This is a genomic window from Janthinobacterium sp. 61, assembly GCF_002846335.1.
Taxonomy (GTDB): domain Bacteria; phylum Pseudomonadota; class Gammaproteobacteria; order Burkholderiales; family Burkholderiaceae_D; genus Janthinobacterium.
The window spans coordinates 2880519-2895809 of sequence record NZ_PJMQ01000001.1 but is presented as its reverse complement, the minus strand read 5'-3'; the positions used below and the strand labels follow the sequence as shown (position 1 = coordinate 2895809).

The following is a 15291-nucleotide window of genomic DNA, read 5'->3' as shown; positions in this document are numbered from 1 at the left end:
CGACTGAAAATCACGCATGGGCTTGTTCTCGAAACTGTTTAAAAACAAGCAAGAATCCTCTGGCGAAGACAGCGGCTTTTATGTCCCTGGCGAAGCACAGTCGCCGACCCGCAAGCGCGCCGCCAACACCTCTGGTGGCGGTGGATCGCGCCGTGGCGGCAAAGAAGCGCCGGACCCGGTCTTGCCTGAAAAAAAGCGCGCACGCCGCCGCCTGGTCGGGGCCATTGCCCTGGCCCTGGGCGTGGCTGTGGGCTTGCCGATGCTGCTCGATTCCGAGCCGAAGGCGCCTTTCAACGATATCGCCATCGACATTCCCTCGAAAGAAAAGGCCGCTGCGCCTGCACCTGCGCCCGTGCCGGCTGTGCCCGCTCAGGCGGCTGCGCACAATGGCCTGGACCAGTCCGAGGAAATCATCGACTCTCCTCTGCCGCCTGCGGCCAGGCCTGCGCCGGCACCGGCAGCAGTACCGGCGCCCGTGCCGGCTGCCGTCCAGCCTGCGCCTGCCAAGCCGGCCTATGTGGAACCGAAACCCGAGCCCAAGCCTGAGCCCAAGCCGGTCAAGGTGGAGCCGAAACCAGAGCCGAAACACGAAGCCAAGCCGGAGCCGAAGCATGAGCTCAAGCCTGAACCCAAGCATGAGGTAAAAGCGGAAGCCAAGCCTGAGGCTAAGCCTGCCAAGCCGGCGCAATCTGCCGACGATGCGGCGCGCGCTATGGCGATTCTGGAAGGCAAGCCACTGGACAAGCCGCAAGAGAAAGCACAAGACAAGGCACACGACGCCGGCAGCGGCAAGTTCGTGGTGCAGGTGGCGGCGCTGGCGACGCAGGACAAGGTCGATGAATTGCAGGACAAGCTGCGCGAAGCGGGTATCAAGTCTTATACGCAGAAAGTCTCCAGCCCCGCGGGCGAGCGCATCCGCGTGCGCGTGGGACCGTTCGGCAGCCGCGATGACGCCGAAAAGACCCGCGCCAAGCTGCAAAAGCTGGGCCTGGGCGGCAGCCTGGTGCCGGCGTGATGTTGCAAGGCTGAACGGTCGTGACGATCTTCGATTACCTGGTGCTGTTCGTGCTGGTGACGTCCGTGCTGATCAGCATGATGCGCGGCCTGGTCAAGGAAATACTGTCATTGGTCAGCTGGATCGTGGCTTTCGTCATCGCCAACGCCTATGGCGCCACCTTGGCGAAATTCCTGCCGGAAGCCGTGCCGGGTGAAGCCGTCCGCCTGTTGCTGGCCTTCGTGGTGCTGTTCATCGGCGTGCGCATTTTGATGGGCTTGCTGTCCATGACGGTCGACGCACTGGTGAAGGTGACGGGCCTGAGCCTGGCCGACCGTACCCTGGGCAGCCTGTTCGGCGTGGCGCGGGGCCTGGTGATCGTGCTGACCACCGTCATCTTGTGTGGCATGACTTCCATACCACAGCAGTCATTCTGGAAAAATGCGCTGCTCAGCCCGCTCGCGGAACAGGGCGCGCGTGCCATCAAGCCTTATCTGCCTGCCGCATACGCGCAGCATGTGAAATTTTGAATTTTTTTTAAAATCAGTAGCACAGTTTAGGAGCACACCATGTGTGGCATCGTCGGCGTCGTTTCCCATCAACCTGTCAATCAATTGCTCTATGATGCATTGTTGCTCTTGCAACATCGCGGTCAGGACGCGGCAGGGATTGCGACCAATCACAGCAGTATGTTTTCCATGCACAAAGCCAATGGCCTCGTGCGTGACGTCTTCCGTACGCGCAACATGCGTTCGCTGCAAGGCACGACGGGCATCGGCCATTGCCGTTACCCGACGGCCGGTTCGTCGAGCGAAGAGGAAGCACAACCGTTTTATGTGAATGCGCCGTTCGGCATCACCCTGGCGCACAATGGCAACCTGACCAACTGGGAACAGTTGAAGCAGGAAATGTTCAAGAACGACCGCCGCCATATCAATACCGATTCCGATTCGGAAGTGCTGCTCAATGTGCTGGCGCATGAAATCCAGGAAGCCACAACGGGCCTGAACCTGGACCCGGAAGCCATCTTCAAGGCTATCACCGTGCTGAACCGCCGCGTCAAGGGCGGCTATGCTGCAGTGGCGCAAATTGCTGGCGTGGGCTTGCTGGCCTTCCGCGACCCGCACGGCATCCGTCCTTTGTGCCTGGGCATTAATGAAACGGAGCAAGGCCCCGAATACCTGATCGCCTCCGAATCCGTGGCCCTGGAAGGCATGGGCTTCCGCTTCGTGCGCGACATCGGTCCCGGCGAAGCCGTCTTCATCGATGCCGACAAGAAATTGCACAGCGCCCAGTGCGCCGACAACGCCAGCCTGAATCCGTGCGTGTTCGAATTCGTCTACCTGGCCCGTCCCGACTCCGTCATCGACGGTGCCTCGGTGTACGCCACGCGCCTGAAAATGGGTGAATACCTGGCTGAAAAGATCCGTGCCGAATTGCCTGACGTGCATATCGACGTGGTCATGCCGATTCCCGATTCCTCGCGTCCGGCCGCCATCCAGCTGGCCCTGGCGCTGAACCTGGAATACCGCGAAGGCTTCATCAAGAACCGCTACATCGGCCGCACCTTCATCATGCCGGGCCAGGCGGCGCGCAAGAAGTCCGTGCGCCAGAAGCTCAACGCGATTCCTTCCGAATTCAAGGATAAAGTGGTGTTGCTGGTCGACGACTCCATCGTGCGTGGCACCACCAGCCGGGAAATCGTGCAGATGGCGCGCGAAGCGGGCGCGACGAAGGTCATCTTCGCCTCGGCCGCGCCACCGGTGATCTACCCGAACGTGTATGGCATCGACATGCCGACGCGCGACGAATTGATCGCCTATGGCCGCACGACGGAAGAAGTATGCCGCGAAATCACGGCCGACTACTTGGTGTACCAGGATATCGGCGCGTTGAAGCAGGCGATTGCCGACGTCAACCCGGCACTGACGAACTTCGAGGCGTCGTGCTTCGATGGCGTGTATGTGACGGGCGACGTGTCGCAGGAATACCTGGACCGCCTGGAATATGCGCGCCACCATCCGAAGGCGGCAGCGCCGGAAGATACGCCACGTTCCCAGTTGAACCTGAACCTCGCCACCACCGAAGGGTGATGTGGAGCCCGGCTATGGCCGGGCTTTTTTTTATCTGATATTTCTTGCAGCCTTGCGCGCCACTTGATCATGAGCAACAACAAAAACTACGGCTTTACCACCACCATCCTGCATAACGACCGTCGCAAGGGCATCGAGCACGGCTCGCTGCACAAGCCTGTGCATACCTCCGTCGCGTTTGGCTATGGCGATGCACGCCAGCTGGCGTCCGTGTTCCAGGGCAAGGAGCCGGGCTTTCGCTATGGCCGCCAGGGTAACCCGACGGTGTCCGCGCTGGAAGACAAGGTCAACAAGATGGAAGATGGCGTGGCGACCCTGTGCTTCGCGACCGGCATGGGCGCCATTGGCGCCGTGGTGCAATCCTTGCTGCGCGCGGGCGACCATGTGGTGTCGTCGGCTTTTCTGTTTGGTAACACCAACAGCCTGTGGCAAACGGTGACGGGGCAGGGCATCGCCGTGTCCTTCGTCGATGCCACGGACGTGGCCAATGTGGCCGCCGCCATCACGCCGCAAACGCGGATTGTTTTCGTGGAAACCATCGCCAATCCGCGCACGCAGATCGCCGACCTGGCGAAGATCGGCGCGCTGTGCAAGGAGCGTGGCATCCTGTACATCGTCGATAATACGATGACCACGCCCTACCTGTTCCGCCCGAAAGCGGTGGGCGCGGGCCTGGTGGTCAATGCCTTGACGAAATCCATTGGCGGCCACGGCAATGCCCTGGGCGGCAGCTTGACGGACACGGGTGTATTCGACTGGACGCAGTACCCGAACATTTTCGACAATTATAAAAAGGCGGCGCCGGCGCAGTGGGGCATCGCGCAAATCCGCGCCAAGGCCTTGCGCGATTTCGGTGCCTCGCTGGGCCCGGAGGCGGCGCACCATATCGCCGTCGGCGCGGAAACAATGGCCTTGCGCATGGACCGTACCTGCTCGAACGCCCTGGCGCTGGCCACCATGTTGCAAGCGGACCCGCGCGTGGCGGCAGTGCATTACCCAGGCTTGTCCTCGCACCCGCAGCACGCGCTGGCGACGGACTTGTTCCGCAGCTATGGTTCGCTGTTCAGCTTTGAATTAAAAGATGGCATCGATTGCTTCGATTTCCTGAATCGCCTGAATCTGGCGATTCCGGCTAGCAACCTTGGTGACACGCGCACCCTGGTCATTCCCGTCGCCCACACGATCTTCTATGAGATGGGAGCCGAGCGCCGCGCCAGCATGGGCATCGCCGAATCGCTGATCCGCGTTTCCGTCGGGATCGAGGATGAGGCCGATCTGCTGGAAGACTTCCGTGGTGCGCTGGAGGGCTGAGAGCGGTGTTGGTGACTAGGCCATGTACCAGTTTTGAGGCAAACTAAAAACTGGGGTCAGACCCGGCGGGTCTGACCCCAGCACGCAACTTAATGCCAGCTGCGCATCAGTCCCACGGCCAGGCCTTCCAGGGCGAACTCATCTTCCGGCGATACGGTAATCACCTTGAAATCGGGGTTTTCCGGCAGCAGTTCGATGACGGAGCCCGTTTTCTTGTAGCGCTTGACGGTGACTTCGTCGCCGATGCGGGCCACGACGATCTGGCCGTTCTTGGCACTGTCGACCTTTTTGACGGCCAGTAAATCGCCATCCATGATGCCGGCGTCGCGCATGGACCAGCCGCGCACCTTCAGCAGGAAATCAGGCTTGGCCGAGAACAGGGCGGGGTCGACGTTGTAGCTCGCTTCCAGGTTTTCCTGCGCCAGGATGGGCGAACCGGCGGCTACTCGGCCGATCAGGGGCAGCGACATCAGCAGGGCTGCCGGCACTTTCGATGCCAGCGCATCGGCGGCCGCGCTCGCCGCCGCACCGATCAGGCGGATACCGCGCGAGGTGCCGGGCGAAATCTCGATCGCGCCCTTGCGGGCCAGGGCCTGCAAATGTTCTTCGGCCGCATTGGCCGATTTGAAACCCAGTTCATTGGCGATTTCGGCACGGGTTGGGGGAAAGCCCGTGTTTTCAATCGCGTCCTTGATCAGGTTCAGGATTTGTTCTTGTCGTGCTGTCAGCTTGATCATGAGCGGTGGGTGCATACTAAAATGCTGTCTATATGAACAGTCTGTATTTTTGTACAGTATCGTCCACTATGCAAGGGGATTTCCGTCTTTTCGGCGAATTTGGCAAGAAATACTTGTCCACAGGCGGAAAGCACGGTGGCGCACGGGCTTTTCGGGCGCTTGTGGAAGGAATGATTGAAACGTTTGCAAAAGGCGGTTATAATCTTCGGCTGACCTTCCCACACCCGTCTTGACGCCGGGGTGGGCGATTATCAATCCGACCTGAAGGAGTTTGCATGCGTCATTATGAAATAGTCTTTATCGTCCATCCGGACCAAAGCGAGCAAGTGCCCGCGATGATCGAACGCTACAAAGCCAGCGTAACCACCCGCGGCGGTTCGGTTCACCGCGTGGAAGATTGGGGCCGCCGTCAAATGGCTTACTCGATCCAAAAGCTGCCTAAAGCACACTACATCTGCCTGAACATCGAATGCGACAACGAGACCCTGGTCGAGTTGGAAACAGCATTCAAATTCAATGATGCCGTGTTGCGTCACCTGACCGTTAAAATGAAGAAAGCTGAAACAGCTCCTTCGCCGATGATGAAATCGGTACAACGCGAAGACGCGGCCAAAAGCCACCGCACCGAAGCACCAGCAGCCGCTCCAGCCGCAGCAGCAGCTTAATTCTTGACCAGGATCGTGCGCTGAACCAGCTACAAGTAACCGCCATCATTGCCGAGCGCGAAATATTGCGCTACACCCCGGCAGGGTTGCCGATTGTGAATGCAGTATTGCAGCACAGTTCGCAGCAGATGGAAGCAGGAATTGCCCGTTTGACCGAGTTTGATGTTGCCGCGCTAGCCGCTGGTGAAATATCAGGCAGGTTCAGCCAGGCAAGCTTGGGCGGGGTCTATCAGTTCACGGGTTTCCTGGCCAGGAAGAGCCGCAACAGCAAGAGTTTGGTGTTTCACATCATTGATTTTAGTGCAGTCACCCCGACTAGCGCATTTTAGATACAGGAGCCTGACATGGCATTCGGTAAAAAGTTCGACAAAAATAAGCTCAAGCTTAAAGAAAAACGCAAACAGCAAAACCCGTTGTTCAAACGCAAGAAGTTCTGCCGCTTCACCGCAGCTCACGTTGAGCAAGTCGACTACAAAGACGTCGACACGCTGAAAGACTTCGTCCAAGAAAACGGCAAGATCATGCCAGCACGCCTGACCGGTACCAAAGCGCACTACCAGCGCCAAGTTGACACCGCAATCAAGCGCGCTCGCTTCCTCGCGCTGCTGCCATACACCGATCTGCACCACGCTTAATCGGTCAGATATTCCTGGAGAAGAACTATGCAAATCATTCTGTTAGAAAAAGTTGTTAACGTCGGTAACCTCGGCGAAGTCGTCAAAGTCAAAGACGGTTACGCACGTAACTTCCTGATCCCGCAACGCCTGGCACGTCGTGCCACGGCAACCGCTGTGGCTGAATTCGAAGTCAAGCGCGCCGAACTGGAAAAAGCTGCTGCCGCCAAACTGGCCGCATCGCAAGCCCAGGGCGAAAAACTGAGCGGCCTGACCGTTCAAGTAGCTCAAAAAGCTGGTGTTGATGGCCGTCTGTTCGGTTCCGTCACCAACTTCGACATCGCTGAAGCGCTGACCAAGCAAGGTTTTGCTGTTGAAAAAGCACAAATCCGCATGCCTACCGGCCCGCTGAAGATCGTTGGCGAGCACAACGTTTCGGTTGCTCTGCACACCGACGTGGTCGTGGAAGTTGTTATCGCTGTCGTTCCAGACGCGAACGCGTAATCGTCTGCGGGCCTGGCCCGCAAGCGTTGCCGCACGATGAAAAGCCGGGTTCGCCCGGCTTTTTTGTGGCCTTTTTTTCGCTCAATTTCAGCCCTTTATTTTTGCCAGCACGCCGAAGCGGGTATAATTCGCGCCATGAACGCCCCCTCTGATCCGCAACTGGATTCCCTCCGTATTCCGCCGCATTCGATCGAAGCAGAACAATCCGTTATCGGTGGTCTGCTGCGCGACAATGCAGCATATGACCGCATCGCCGACTTCATGCATGCGGAGGATTTCTATCGCTATGACCATCGCATCATCTTCGAGCAAATCGTCAAGATGGTTAACGCTTCCAAGCCAGCCGATGTCATTACTGTTTTTGAAACCCTGACCCAGCTCGGCAAGGCCGATGACGTGGGCGGACTTGCTTACCTGAACGCCATGGCGCAAAACACGCCATCGGCCGCGAACATCCGGCGCTATGCCGAGATCGTGCGCGACCGCGGCGTGCTGCGCAAACTCATCACCGTCGCCGACGATATCTCCGGCACGGCCTTCAGCCCGCAAGGCAAGGAAGTCAAGCAGATGCTTGACGAGGCCGAGTCGAAGATTTTCGCCATCGCCGAAGAAGGCGCGCGCGGCGCCCAGGGCTGGACCGCGATCCAGCCCCTGCTGACGCAAGTAGTCGAGCGCATCGACGAACTGTACAGCCGCGACAACCAGAGTGAAATCACGGGCGTGCCCACTGGTTTCATCGACCTCGACCGCATGACCTCCGGTCTGCAGCCGGGCGACCTGGTGATCGTGGCGGGTCGTCCTTCGATGGGCAAGACGGCGTTTTCCGTCAACATCGGCGAAAATGTGGCCATCGACAGCGGCTTGCCCGTGGCCGTGTTCTCGATGGAGATGGGCGGCGCTCAGTTGGCCATGCGTATGCTCGGCTCCGTCGGGCAGCTTGACCAGCACCGTCTGCGCACGGGCCGCCTGAACGACGAAGACTGGCCGCGCCTGACGAATGCGATTCAAAAGATGAACGACGCGCAGTTGTACATCGATGAAACGCCGGCCTTGAATTCCATCGAATTGCGTGCCCGCTCGCGCCGTTTGTCGCGTCAATGCGGCAAGCTGGGCCTGATCATCGTCGATTACTTGCAGCTGATGTCGGCCAATACGCCGGGCGACAACCGCGCCACGGAGATTTCCGAGATTTCACGGGGCTTGAAAGGCCTGGCGAAAGAACTCGGTTGCCCCGTGATCGCGTTGTCCCAGCTGAACCGCTCGCTGGAACAACGCCCGAACAAGCGTCCCGTGATGTCGGACTTGCGCGAATCGGGCGCTATTGAGCAGGATGCCGACGTCATCCTGTTCATTTACCGTGACGAAGTGTATAACCCCGACTCGCCAGACAAGGGAACGGCCGAAATCATCATCGGTAAACAACGTAACGGTCCAATCGGCAGCATCCGCCTCACCTTCATGGGGCAGTACACCAAATTTGGCAATTACAGTGGTGGCCTGGCGCTTTACCAAGGCGACTAAGACTCAGCAGCACTGGCAATTCCATTGGCCGCCCCCGACAACGGGGCGGCTTTCTGTAGTAAATAACACGACTCAATGCTTAACGGAGAATGACATGTTTGGACGCTTGATGCCCACTGAGGGCAAGTTTTTTGAATTGTTTAACCAGCACGCGGAACTGTGCGTCAAGGGCGCCAAAGAAATGCTCGGCCTGATGACCAATTTCGATGACCTGGAAAACCGCGTGCATGCGATCGAAAGCATCGAGAAACAGGCGGACAAAGTCACTTACGCCACCGTCGAAATGCTGCACAAGACCTTCATCACGCCGATCGATCGTGACGACATCCATCAGCTGATCACGCGCCAGGACGACATCCTCGACCTGCTGGAAGACGCGGCGCAGACCGTCTCGCTGTACGACCTGAAAGCCGTCACACCGGAAGCCAAGCGCCTGGCCGAACTGGTGCTGGCCTGTACCGAGAAGGTGCGCGACGCCGTCGCCATGCTGCATAACATGGACAACTCGCGCAAGATCGTCGCCATCTGCGAAGAGATCGACCGCCTGGAATCGGATGCCGATCACGTGATGCGCGCCGCCATGTCCAAGCTGTTCCGCGATGAACCGGACGTGCGCAACCTGATCAAGCTGAAAGCGATCTACGAAATTCTGGAAACCGTGACCGACCGTTGCGAAGATGTGTCCAATATTATCGAAGGCATCATCGTCGAAAACGCGTAAGCGTTGGGCATGTCCTGAACCAGAATCAGAAAAGAAACTACAATGACCATACAAATCAGCATCTACGTGCTAGGCCTGTTGATCGTCCTCGCGCTGCTGTTTGACTTCATGAACGGCTTCCACGATGCCGCCAACGCGATCGCCACGGTGGTCTCGACGGGCGTGTTGAAGCCGCAGACCGCGGTTGCCATGGCCGCCACGTTCAACTTCGTCGCCATTTTCGTGTTCCACCAGCTGACCGTGGCTGCCACGGTGGGCAAGGGCACGATTGACCCGTCAGTGATCGACCAGTACGTGATCTTCGGCGCGCTGATGGGCGCCATCTTCTGGAATTTGTTTACCTGGTATTACGGCATTCCATCGTCGTCTTCGCACGCGCTGATCGGCGGCCTGGTAGGCGCCGCCGTCGCCAAGTCGGGCACGGGCGCGCTGGTCGCGGCCGGCCTGTGGAAAACGGTGGCCTTCATCGTGATCGCACCCGTGCTGGGCTTTGTGTTCGGCTCCATCATGATGCTGCTCGTGTCCTGGATTTTCGTGCGTTCCACGCCGCGCAAGGTCGACAAGTGGTTCCGCCGTCTGCAACTGGCGTCGGCGGCAGCCTACAGCCTGGGCCATGGCGGCAATGATGCACAAAAGACCATCGGTATCATCTGGATGCTGTTGATCGCCGCCGGCTACTCGAATGCGGCCGACGCCATGCCGCCGCTGTGGGTCATCATCTCGTGCTACACGGCCATCAGCTTCGGCACGCTGTTCGGCGGCTGGCGTATCGTCAAGACCATGGGCCAGAAGATCACCAAGCTCAAACCCGTAGGCGGCTTCTGCGCCGAAACGGGTGGTGCGATCACGCTGTTCGTCTCGACGGCGCTGGGCATTCCCGTGTCGACCACGCACACCATTACGGGCGCCATCGTCGGCGTCGGCTCGGCGCAGAAAATGTCGGCCGTGCGCTGGGGTGTCGCAGGCAACATCGTCTGGGCATGGATCTTCACGATTCCTGCCTCCGCTTTCGTGGCGGCGGTTGCATGGTGGATTGGCCACCATATTATGTAATGGATAGCCAACGCCAGTAAAAAGGGAGCCTTGCGGCTCCCTTTTTTTATGCGCCGGCCAGTTCCACCGTCAGCCCCTCGTAGGCGAGGAACACCTGCAGGCCATTGAGGCGGCTCGCATAACGGCCCATCACGTCGGCAAAGACGGCTTCCAGCTGCTCGTCGCTGCGGGTCGGTTCGTGGTGGGTGCAGTACAGGCGCCGCACGCCGCAGCGCAGGGCCAGGTCGAGGGCGGCGTCGAAGGTGCCATGGCCCCAGCCCTGCTTGCCCGGATACTCCTCGCGCGTGTAGGAGCAATCCATGATCAGCGCGTCAACGCCGGCGACCACGGCGTCGATGCCAGCCTGGCGCTGCGCATTGCGTGCCGCGCAGGGCGCATGCTCGGCATGGCCGGGCGGATGCAGGTTGTAGAAGGGTTCGTGGTCACCGCTGAAAAACAGCGCGGCGCCGCCGCAGTCGATACGGTAGCCGAGGTTGACGACAGGGTGGTTCATTTCCGCGCCGCGCACGTGCGCGCCGCCCACCTCGACGGCTTCGCCGGGCGCCAGCGTGCGGTACTCGATGCAAGCCGCCATGGCCGCTTCGCTGACGGGGAAATAGCTGTTTTGCAGCTGTACCGCCATCACGTGCTCGATGCCTCGTCCGGCGACGGCATCGTGCGCGCCATGCAGGCGCATGCGGTTGCCGGCCACGAACAGGGGGCTAAACATGGGCAAGCCGTGGATGTGATCCCAGTGGCTGTGCGTGATGAAGACGTGCGCGTCGACCGGCACGCCGGGCGGCAGTTGCTGCGCCAGCGAGAAGATGCCGCTGCCCGCATCGAGAATGATCAGGCTATCGTTGTCGGTGCGTACTTCGATGCATGTGGTGTTGCCGCCATAGCGCGCCGTGCGCGGGCCGGGGGAGGGGATGGAGCCGCGCACGCCCCTGAACGTGAATTTCATTCAGTACCTTGTTACGGTGTAATTATTGTTGATTCTATTCTAATTAATGAGATTGGCGGCAACATTTATGCGTGTTGCGATACGGCAAGTTATTTCATTTTGTTGTAACTAAGTAATGTACAGTGTGCAGGGTGGCCGTTACACTGGCGCTTGCAGAATTCCCTTTCCTTACCTGATTGTCATCAACATGCCTCAGTTGCACCCTGAGAAAATCGCCCACAGACTGGAGCAATTGACTGAACTCAGTGTCGCGCTCGGCCATAGCCTGGGCGGCGAGGGACACGATATCGGCGCGCTGTTGCAGCGCATCGTGCTGCTGGCAAAAAGCATGAGCGGCGCCGATGGCGCCACCCTGTACCGGCCCATGGCCGATCGCCGCCAACTGGCATTCGACATCTCCGTCAACGACAGCCTGGGCATCGCGCAGGGGGGCGACATGGGCTTGCCGGGCGTGCCCCTGTTCGATGGCGCCGGCCAGCCTAACCTGGCATCGGTGGCTGCGTACGCTGCGAACATGCGCCGCAGCGTGAATATCACCGACGTGTACCGTGATGAGGGCTTCAATTTTTCCGGCATGCGCGAGTTTGACCGTCACCACGGCTACCACACGCAATCGATCCTGACGGTGCCCATGAGCGATCACGAGGGCGATTTGATCGGCGTGCTGCAACTGGTCAATGCCAAGGATGGGGAGACGGGGCAGGTGCGTGCCTTTTCCTCCACCGACCAGCGCTTCATCGAGGCGCTGGCCGCGCAGGCGGGTGTGGCGCTGACCAATCAGCTGCTCATTTTGCAACTGGAAGAGCTGCTGGAATCGCTCGTTACCCTGATCAATATCGGCATCGACGAAAAGTCGCCCTACACGGGCCGTCATTGCCAGTTCGTGCCCGAGCTGACGATGCTGCTGGCCGACGCCGCGCACGCCACGCAAACGGGGCCGCTGGCCGATTTCCGGCTCAGCGACAATGAGCGCAAGCAATTGTGGCTGGCCGGCCTGCTGCACGACTGCGGCAAGATCACCACGCCCGTGCACGTGGTCGACAAGGCCACCAAGCTGGAAACAATCTTCGATCGCATCGCCCTGATCGACACGCGCTACGAAGTGCTGCTGCGCGACGCCGAGATCGCGGCCCTGCGCCAGCAGGCGGCGCAGCCGCAGCAAAAGGACGCCATCGGTCGCGCGCTGGAACTGGAGCTGGCGGCGCTGCGCGAAGAGCGCGACTTCATCCGCACAGTGAACATCGGCGGTGAAAGCATGGCGCAGGCCGACCAGGAAAGAGTGCGGCAGATCGCTAGGCGCCGCTGGCGCGCGGCCGATGGCGAACTGCGCGATTTTCTCGATGCCGACGAGACGGAAAACCTGACCATCCGCGCCGGCACCCTGACGGCAGCCGAGCGGGCCATCGTCAACAACCATATCAGCGTGTCGATCCGCATGCTCGAAGCGCTGCCGTGGCCCAAGCACCTGCAGAAGGTGCCCGAATACGCGGGCGGCCACCACGAGCGCATGGATGGCAAGGGCTATCCGCGCGGGCTGACGAAAGAGCAGATGTCGGTGCCGGCACGGCTGATGGCCATCGCCGACATTTTCGAGGCCCTGACGGCACGCGACCGGCCCTATAAAAAGGGCAAGTCGCTGTCCGAATCCTTGCGCATCCTCGGCAATTTCAGTCTGAACGGGCATATCGACCCGGAACTGTTCGACGTTTTCATCCGCAGCAAAGTCTATATCACCTTCGCTGAAAAGCACTTGCATCCGAACCAGATCGATGCCGTCGACGAGGCGGCCATTCCGGGCTACACGCCGTGAAGCGGGCCTGGCGCGGCGCGCTGGCGCCAGCATGGCGCAAGCATGGCGCGCGTTTTTTCATGGGTGTGTTCTTGAGCGTGGCGGCCGCCATCCTGTGCCTGGCCGGCAACGACAATATTGCGCGGCTTGACGCCATGCTGGGCGACTGGCGCATGCGCGCCGAAACGGCGCAGCTGGACCGCCGCATCGTCATCGTCGACATCGATGAGCAAAGCCTGGCCCGCGTGGGCCGCTTTCCCTGGAGCCGCGATATCCAGGCGCGCCTGGTGCACCAGCTCAGCGGCCACTACGGAGTAGCTGTGCTGGGCTTCGATATCTCGTTTCCCGAAGCGGACACCAGTTCCGGCTACGCCGTGCTGCAAGGGCTGTCGCGCGGCGAATTGGCGGGCGTGGCAGGCTTGCCGGCTCAGCTGGAAAAATTGCGCCCGGCCATGGACTACGACGGCCTGTTTGCCGAGGCCATGCGTGGCAAACCCGTGGTGCTCGGTTACAGCGTCTCGGACCAGCAAAGGAAGGGTGTGCTGCCCAAGCCCGCTTTTACCGTCGCCGATTTGAACGGGCGCACCGTCACGGCCTACGTGGCGCGCGGCTACGAAGCCAATATCGCGCCCCTGCAGGCCGCCGCCCAAGGGGCCGGCATCTTTACGGCGCTGACCGATGCCGATGGCGTCGTGCGTTCCTCGACCCTGTTGCAGCGCATCGGCGACGGTTATTATCCCTCGCTGTCGCTGGCCACTGTGGCCGTCTACCTGCAGGCGCGCGCCATCGCCCCCCGTTTTACGGGCACGGCCGATACCCTGTCGGCGCGCGAGCTGGCCAACGGCGGACTCGACCACCTCATGCTGTTCACGCCGCGCGGCGCAATGGCGATCCCCGTGGGCGAAGCCTTGACCACCACGGTGCAGTACCGCGGCACGGGCGGCCCCGATGGCGGCGCCTTCCGCTATGTGTCGGCGTCCGACGTACTGGCCGGCACGGTGCCGCCCGCGCTGCTGAAGGGCGCCATCGTGCTGGTGGGCACCACGGCACCCGGCTTGAACGATATCCGCGCCACGCCCGTGAATGCCGAGTATCCGGGGGTGGAGGTGCACGCAAACCTGATCAAGTCCATGCTCGACGGGCGCTTCAAGGCGCGGCCCGACTATGCGCTGGCGTTCGAGCTGGTGCAGATCATGCTGTTTGGCCTGCTGCTGGCGGGCGCCCTGGCCGTGCTGCCGCCGGCCGGCGTGATGCTGGCTACTCTGGGGGCGCTGGCGGCCGCCATCGCCATCAACCTGTTCCTGTATGCCGTGCACGACCTGGTGCTGGGCGGCGCCGTGCTGCTGTTGCTGATCGTCGCGCTATTCATCGCCAACCTGGCGTGGGGCTATTTTTTCGAGGTGCGCAAGGGACGCGCGCTGGTAGCGCGCTTCGGCGAGTATGTGGCGCCCGAACTGGTGGCGGAGATGGCCGACGATCCGCGCCGCTACACCATGGAGGGCGAGAACCGCGAACTGACGGTGCTGTTTGCCGACGTGCGCGGTTTCACGGCCATTTCCGAGCAGATGGCGCCGGCCGCGCTGCGCGAATACATCAACGCATACCTGACAGCCATGTCGGAAGATATCCGCGACAGCCATGGCGGCACCCTGGACAAATACATCGGCGATGCCGTGATGGCGTTCTGGGGAGCGCCTGTCGCCTTTGCCGATCACGCCAGCCGCGGCGTGGCCAGCGCCTTGCTGATGCAGCAAAGCGCGGCGCGGCTGAACCGGCAGTTTTGCGCACGCGGCTGGCCGGCGCTGCGCATCGGCATCGGTCTCAATACGGGGCCCATGCATGTGGGCGACATGGGCTCGCGCATCCGCCGCGCCTATACCGTGATGGGCGACAGCGTCAATCTGGCCGCGCGCCTGGAAGGCGCCAGCAAGCTGTATTGCGTGGGCATCGTGGTGGGCGAGGCCACGCGCGCCGCCGCCCCGGATTTCCTGTATCGCGAACTCGACCGGATCAGGGTATTGGGCAAGCAGGAAGCGGTGGCCATTTTCGAACCGCGCTGCGTGCTGGCCGGCGCCTCTGCCGTCGAGCTGGCCCAGCTGGAGCGCTGGCATGCGGTGCTGACCCGGCTGCGCGCGCGCGACTGGGCGGCGGCAGGCGCGCAGCTTGCCTGCCTGCAGGCTGACTTTCCCGATGATGGCCTGTATCGGCTGTACGCGGCACGCCTGGAGCGCTATCGTCACCTGCCGCCGCCTGCGGACTGGGATGGCGTGACCGAATTGCACAGCAAATAGGCTTGCCATCGCGCCCTGAAATACCAGCCATTGCGGCGTTTTTCATCATCGTGGG

The 15291-nt window shown here is 60.9% G+C and carries 15 protein-coding genes; 13 read left to right on the top strand and 2 right to left on the bottom strand.

The annotated features are described in order from the left end of the window. Positions 1-16: 16 nt before the first annotated feature. The 4 genes from CLU92_RS13275 (at position 17) to CLU92_RS13260 (ending at position 4398) form a co-directional block, all read left to right on the top strand. Positions 17-1015, top strand: a complete 999-nt coding sequence (locus tag CLU92_RS13275) for an SPOR domain-containing protein (protein ID WP_101482259.1) — start codon at positions 17-19, stop codon at positions 1013-1015. A 20-nt stretch (positions 1016-1035) separates the two neighbouring features. Beyond that, positions 1036-1524, top strand: a complete 489-nt coding sequence (locus CLU92_RS13270) for a CvpA family protein (RefSeq protein WP_101482258.1) — start codon at positions 1036-1038, stop codon at positions 1522-1524. 39 nt (positions 1525-1563) lie between these two features. Further along, positions 1564-3087: an amidophosphoribosyltransferase gene (gene purF / locus CLU92_RS13265; protein WP_099762856.1), complete on the top strand. Its 1524-nt coding sequence runs from the start codon at positions 1564-1566 to the stop codon at positions 3085-3087. A 69-nt stretch (positions 3088-3156) separates the two neighbouring features. Further along, positions 3157-4398, top strand: coding sequence for a cystathionine gamma-synthase family protein (locus CLU92_RS13260; protein WP_101484670.1), 1242 nt, complete (start codon positions 3157-3159; stop codon positions 4396-4398). 89 nt (positions 4399-4487) lie between these two features. On the opposite strand, the gene lexA is transcribed toward CLU92_RS13260, so the two are convergent. Continuing rightward, positions 4488-5135: a transcriptional repressor LexA gene (lexA, locus tag CLU92_RS13255; RefSeq protein ID WP_101482257.1), complete on the bottom strand. Its 648-nt coding sequence runs from the start codon at positions 5133-5135 to the stop codon at positions 4488-4490. A 275-nt stretch (positions 5136-5410) separates the two neighbouring features. On the opposite strand from lexA, the gene rpsF reads away from it, so the two are divergent. The 7 genes from rpsF to CLU92_RS13220 all read left to right on the top strand — a co-directional run bounded on the left by rpsF (position 5411) and on the right by CLU92_RS13220 (position 10213). Continuing rightward, positions 5411-5800, top strand: coding sequence for a 30S ribosomal protein S6 (gene rpsF / locus CLU92_RS13250; protein WP_034750499.1), 390 nt, complete (start codon positions 5411-5413; stop codon positions 5798-5800). A gap of 20 nt (positions 5801-5820) precedes the next feature. Next, positions 5821-6129, top strand: coding sequence for a primosomal replication protein N (priB, locus tag CLU92_RS13245; RefSeq protein ID WP_071322552.1), 309 nt, complete (start codon positions 5821-5823; stop codon positions 6127-6129). A 15-nt stretch (positions 6130-6144) separates the two neighbouring features. After that, positions 6145-6435 carry a 30S ribosomal protein S18 gene (rpsR, locus tag CLU92_RS13240; RefSeq protein ID WP_010400024.1) on the top strand — a complete coding sequence of 97 codons (291 nt, stop codon included), beginning with the start codon at positions 6145-6147 and terminating at the stop codon, positions 6433-6435. A gap of 27 nt (positions 6436-6462) precedes the next feature. Beyond that, positions 6463-6918: a 50S ribosomal protein L9 gene (gene rplI, locus CLU92_RS13235; protein WP_034783456.1), complete on the top strand. Its 456-nt coding sequence runs from the start codon at positions 6463-6465 to the stop codon at positions 6916-6918. Positions 6919-7053: 135 nt separating this feature from the next. Beyond that, positions 7054-8439: a replicative DNA helicase gene (locus CLU92_RS13230; protein WP_034750488.1), complete on the top strand. Its 1386-nt coding sequence runs from the start codon at positions 7054-7056 to the stop codon at positions 8437-8439. 94 nt (positions 8440-8533) lie between these two features. After that, the gene (locus tag CLU92_RS13225) at positions 8534-9160 is read left to right on the top strand and encodes a DUF47 domain-containing protein (RefSeq protein ID WP_010400015.1); all 627 of its coding nucleotides are present in this window, start codon (positions 8534-8536) and stop codon (positions 9158-9160) included. Positions 9161-9202: 42 nt separating this feature from the next. Beyond that, positions 9203-10213 carry an inorganic phosphate transporter gene (locus tag CLU92_RS13220; protein WP_101482256.1) on the top strand — a complete coding sequence of 337 codons (1011 nt, stop codon included), beginning with the start codon at positions 9203-9205 and terminating at the stop codon, positions 10211-10213. A 46-nt stretch (positions 10214-10259) separates the two neighbouring features. On the opposite strand, the gene CLU92_RS13215 is transcribed toward CLU92_RS13220, so the two are convergent. Beyond that, positions 10260-11156, bottom strand: coding sequence for an MBL fold metallo-hydrolase (locus tag CLU92_RS13215; RefSeq protein WP_101482255.1), 897 nt, complete (start codon positions 11154-11156; stop codon positions 10260-10262). Between the two features lie 187 nt (positions 11157-11343). Between CLU92_RS13215 and CLU92_RS13210 the strand changes: the two genes are divergently transcribed. Both CLU92_RS13210 and CLU92_RS13205 read left to right on the top strand, forming a co-directional pair. Next, a complete protein-coding gene (locus CLU92_RS13210; RefSeq protein WP_101484669.1) occupies positions 11344-12966 on the top strand; it encodes an HD family phosphohydrolase in 1623 nt (540 codons plus the stop codon). Further along, positions 12963-15236, top strand: a complete 2274-nt coding sequence (locus tag CLU92_RS13205; protein WP_373917973.1) for a CHASE2 domain-containing protein — start codon at positions 12963-12965, stop codon at positions 15234-15236. The genes CLU92_RS13210 and CLU92_RS13205 overlap by 4 nt, the downstream gene beginning before the upstream one ends. Positions 15237-15291: the final 55 nt, after the last annotated feature.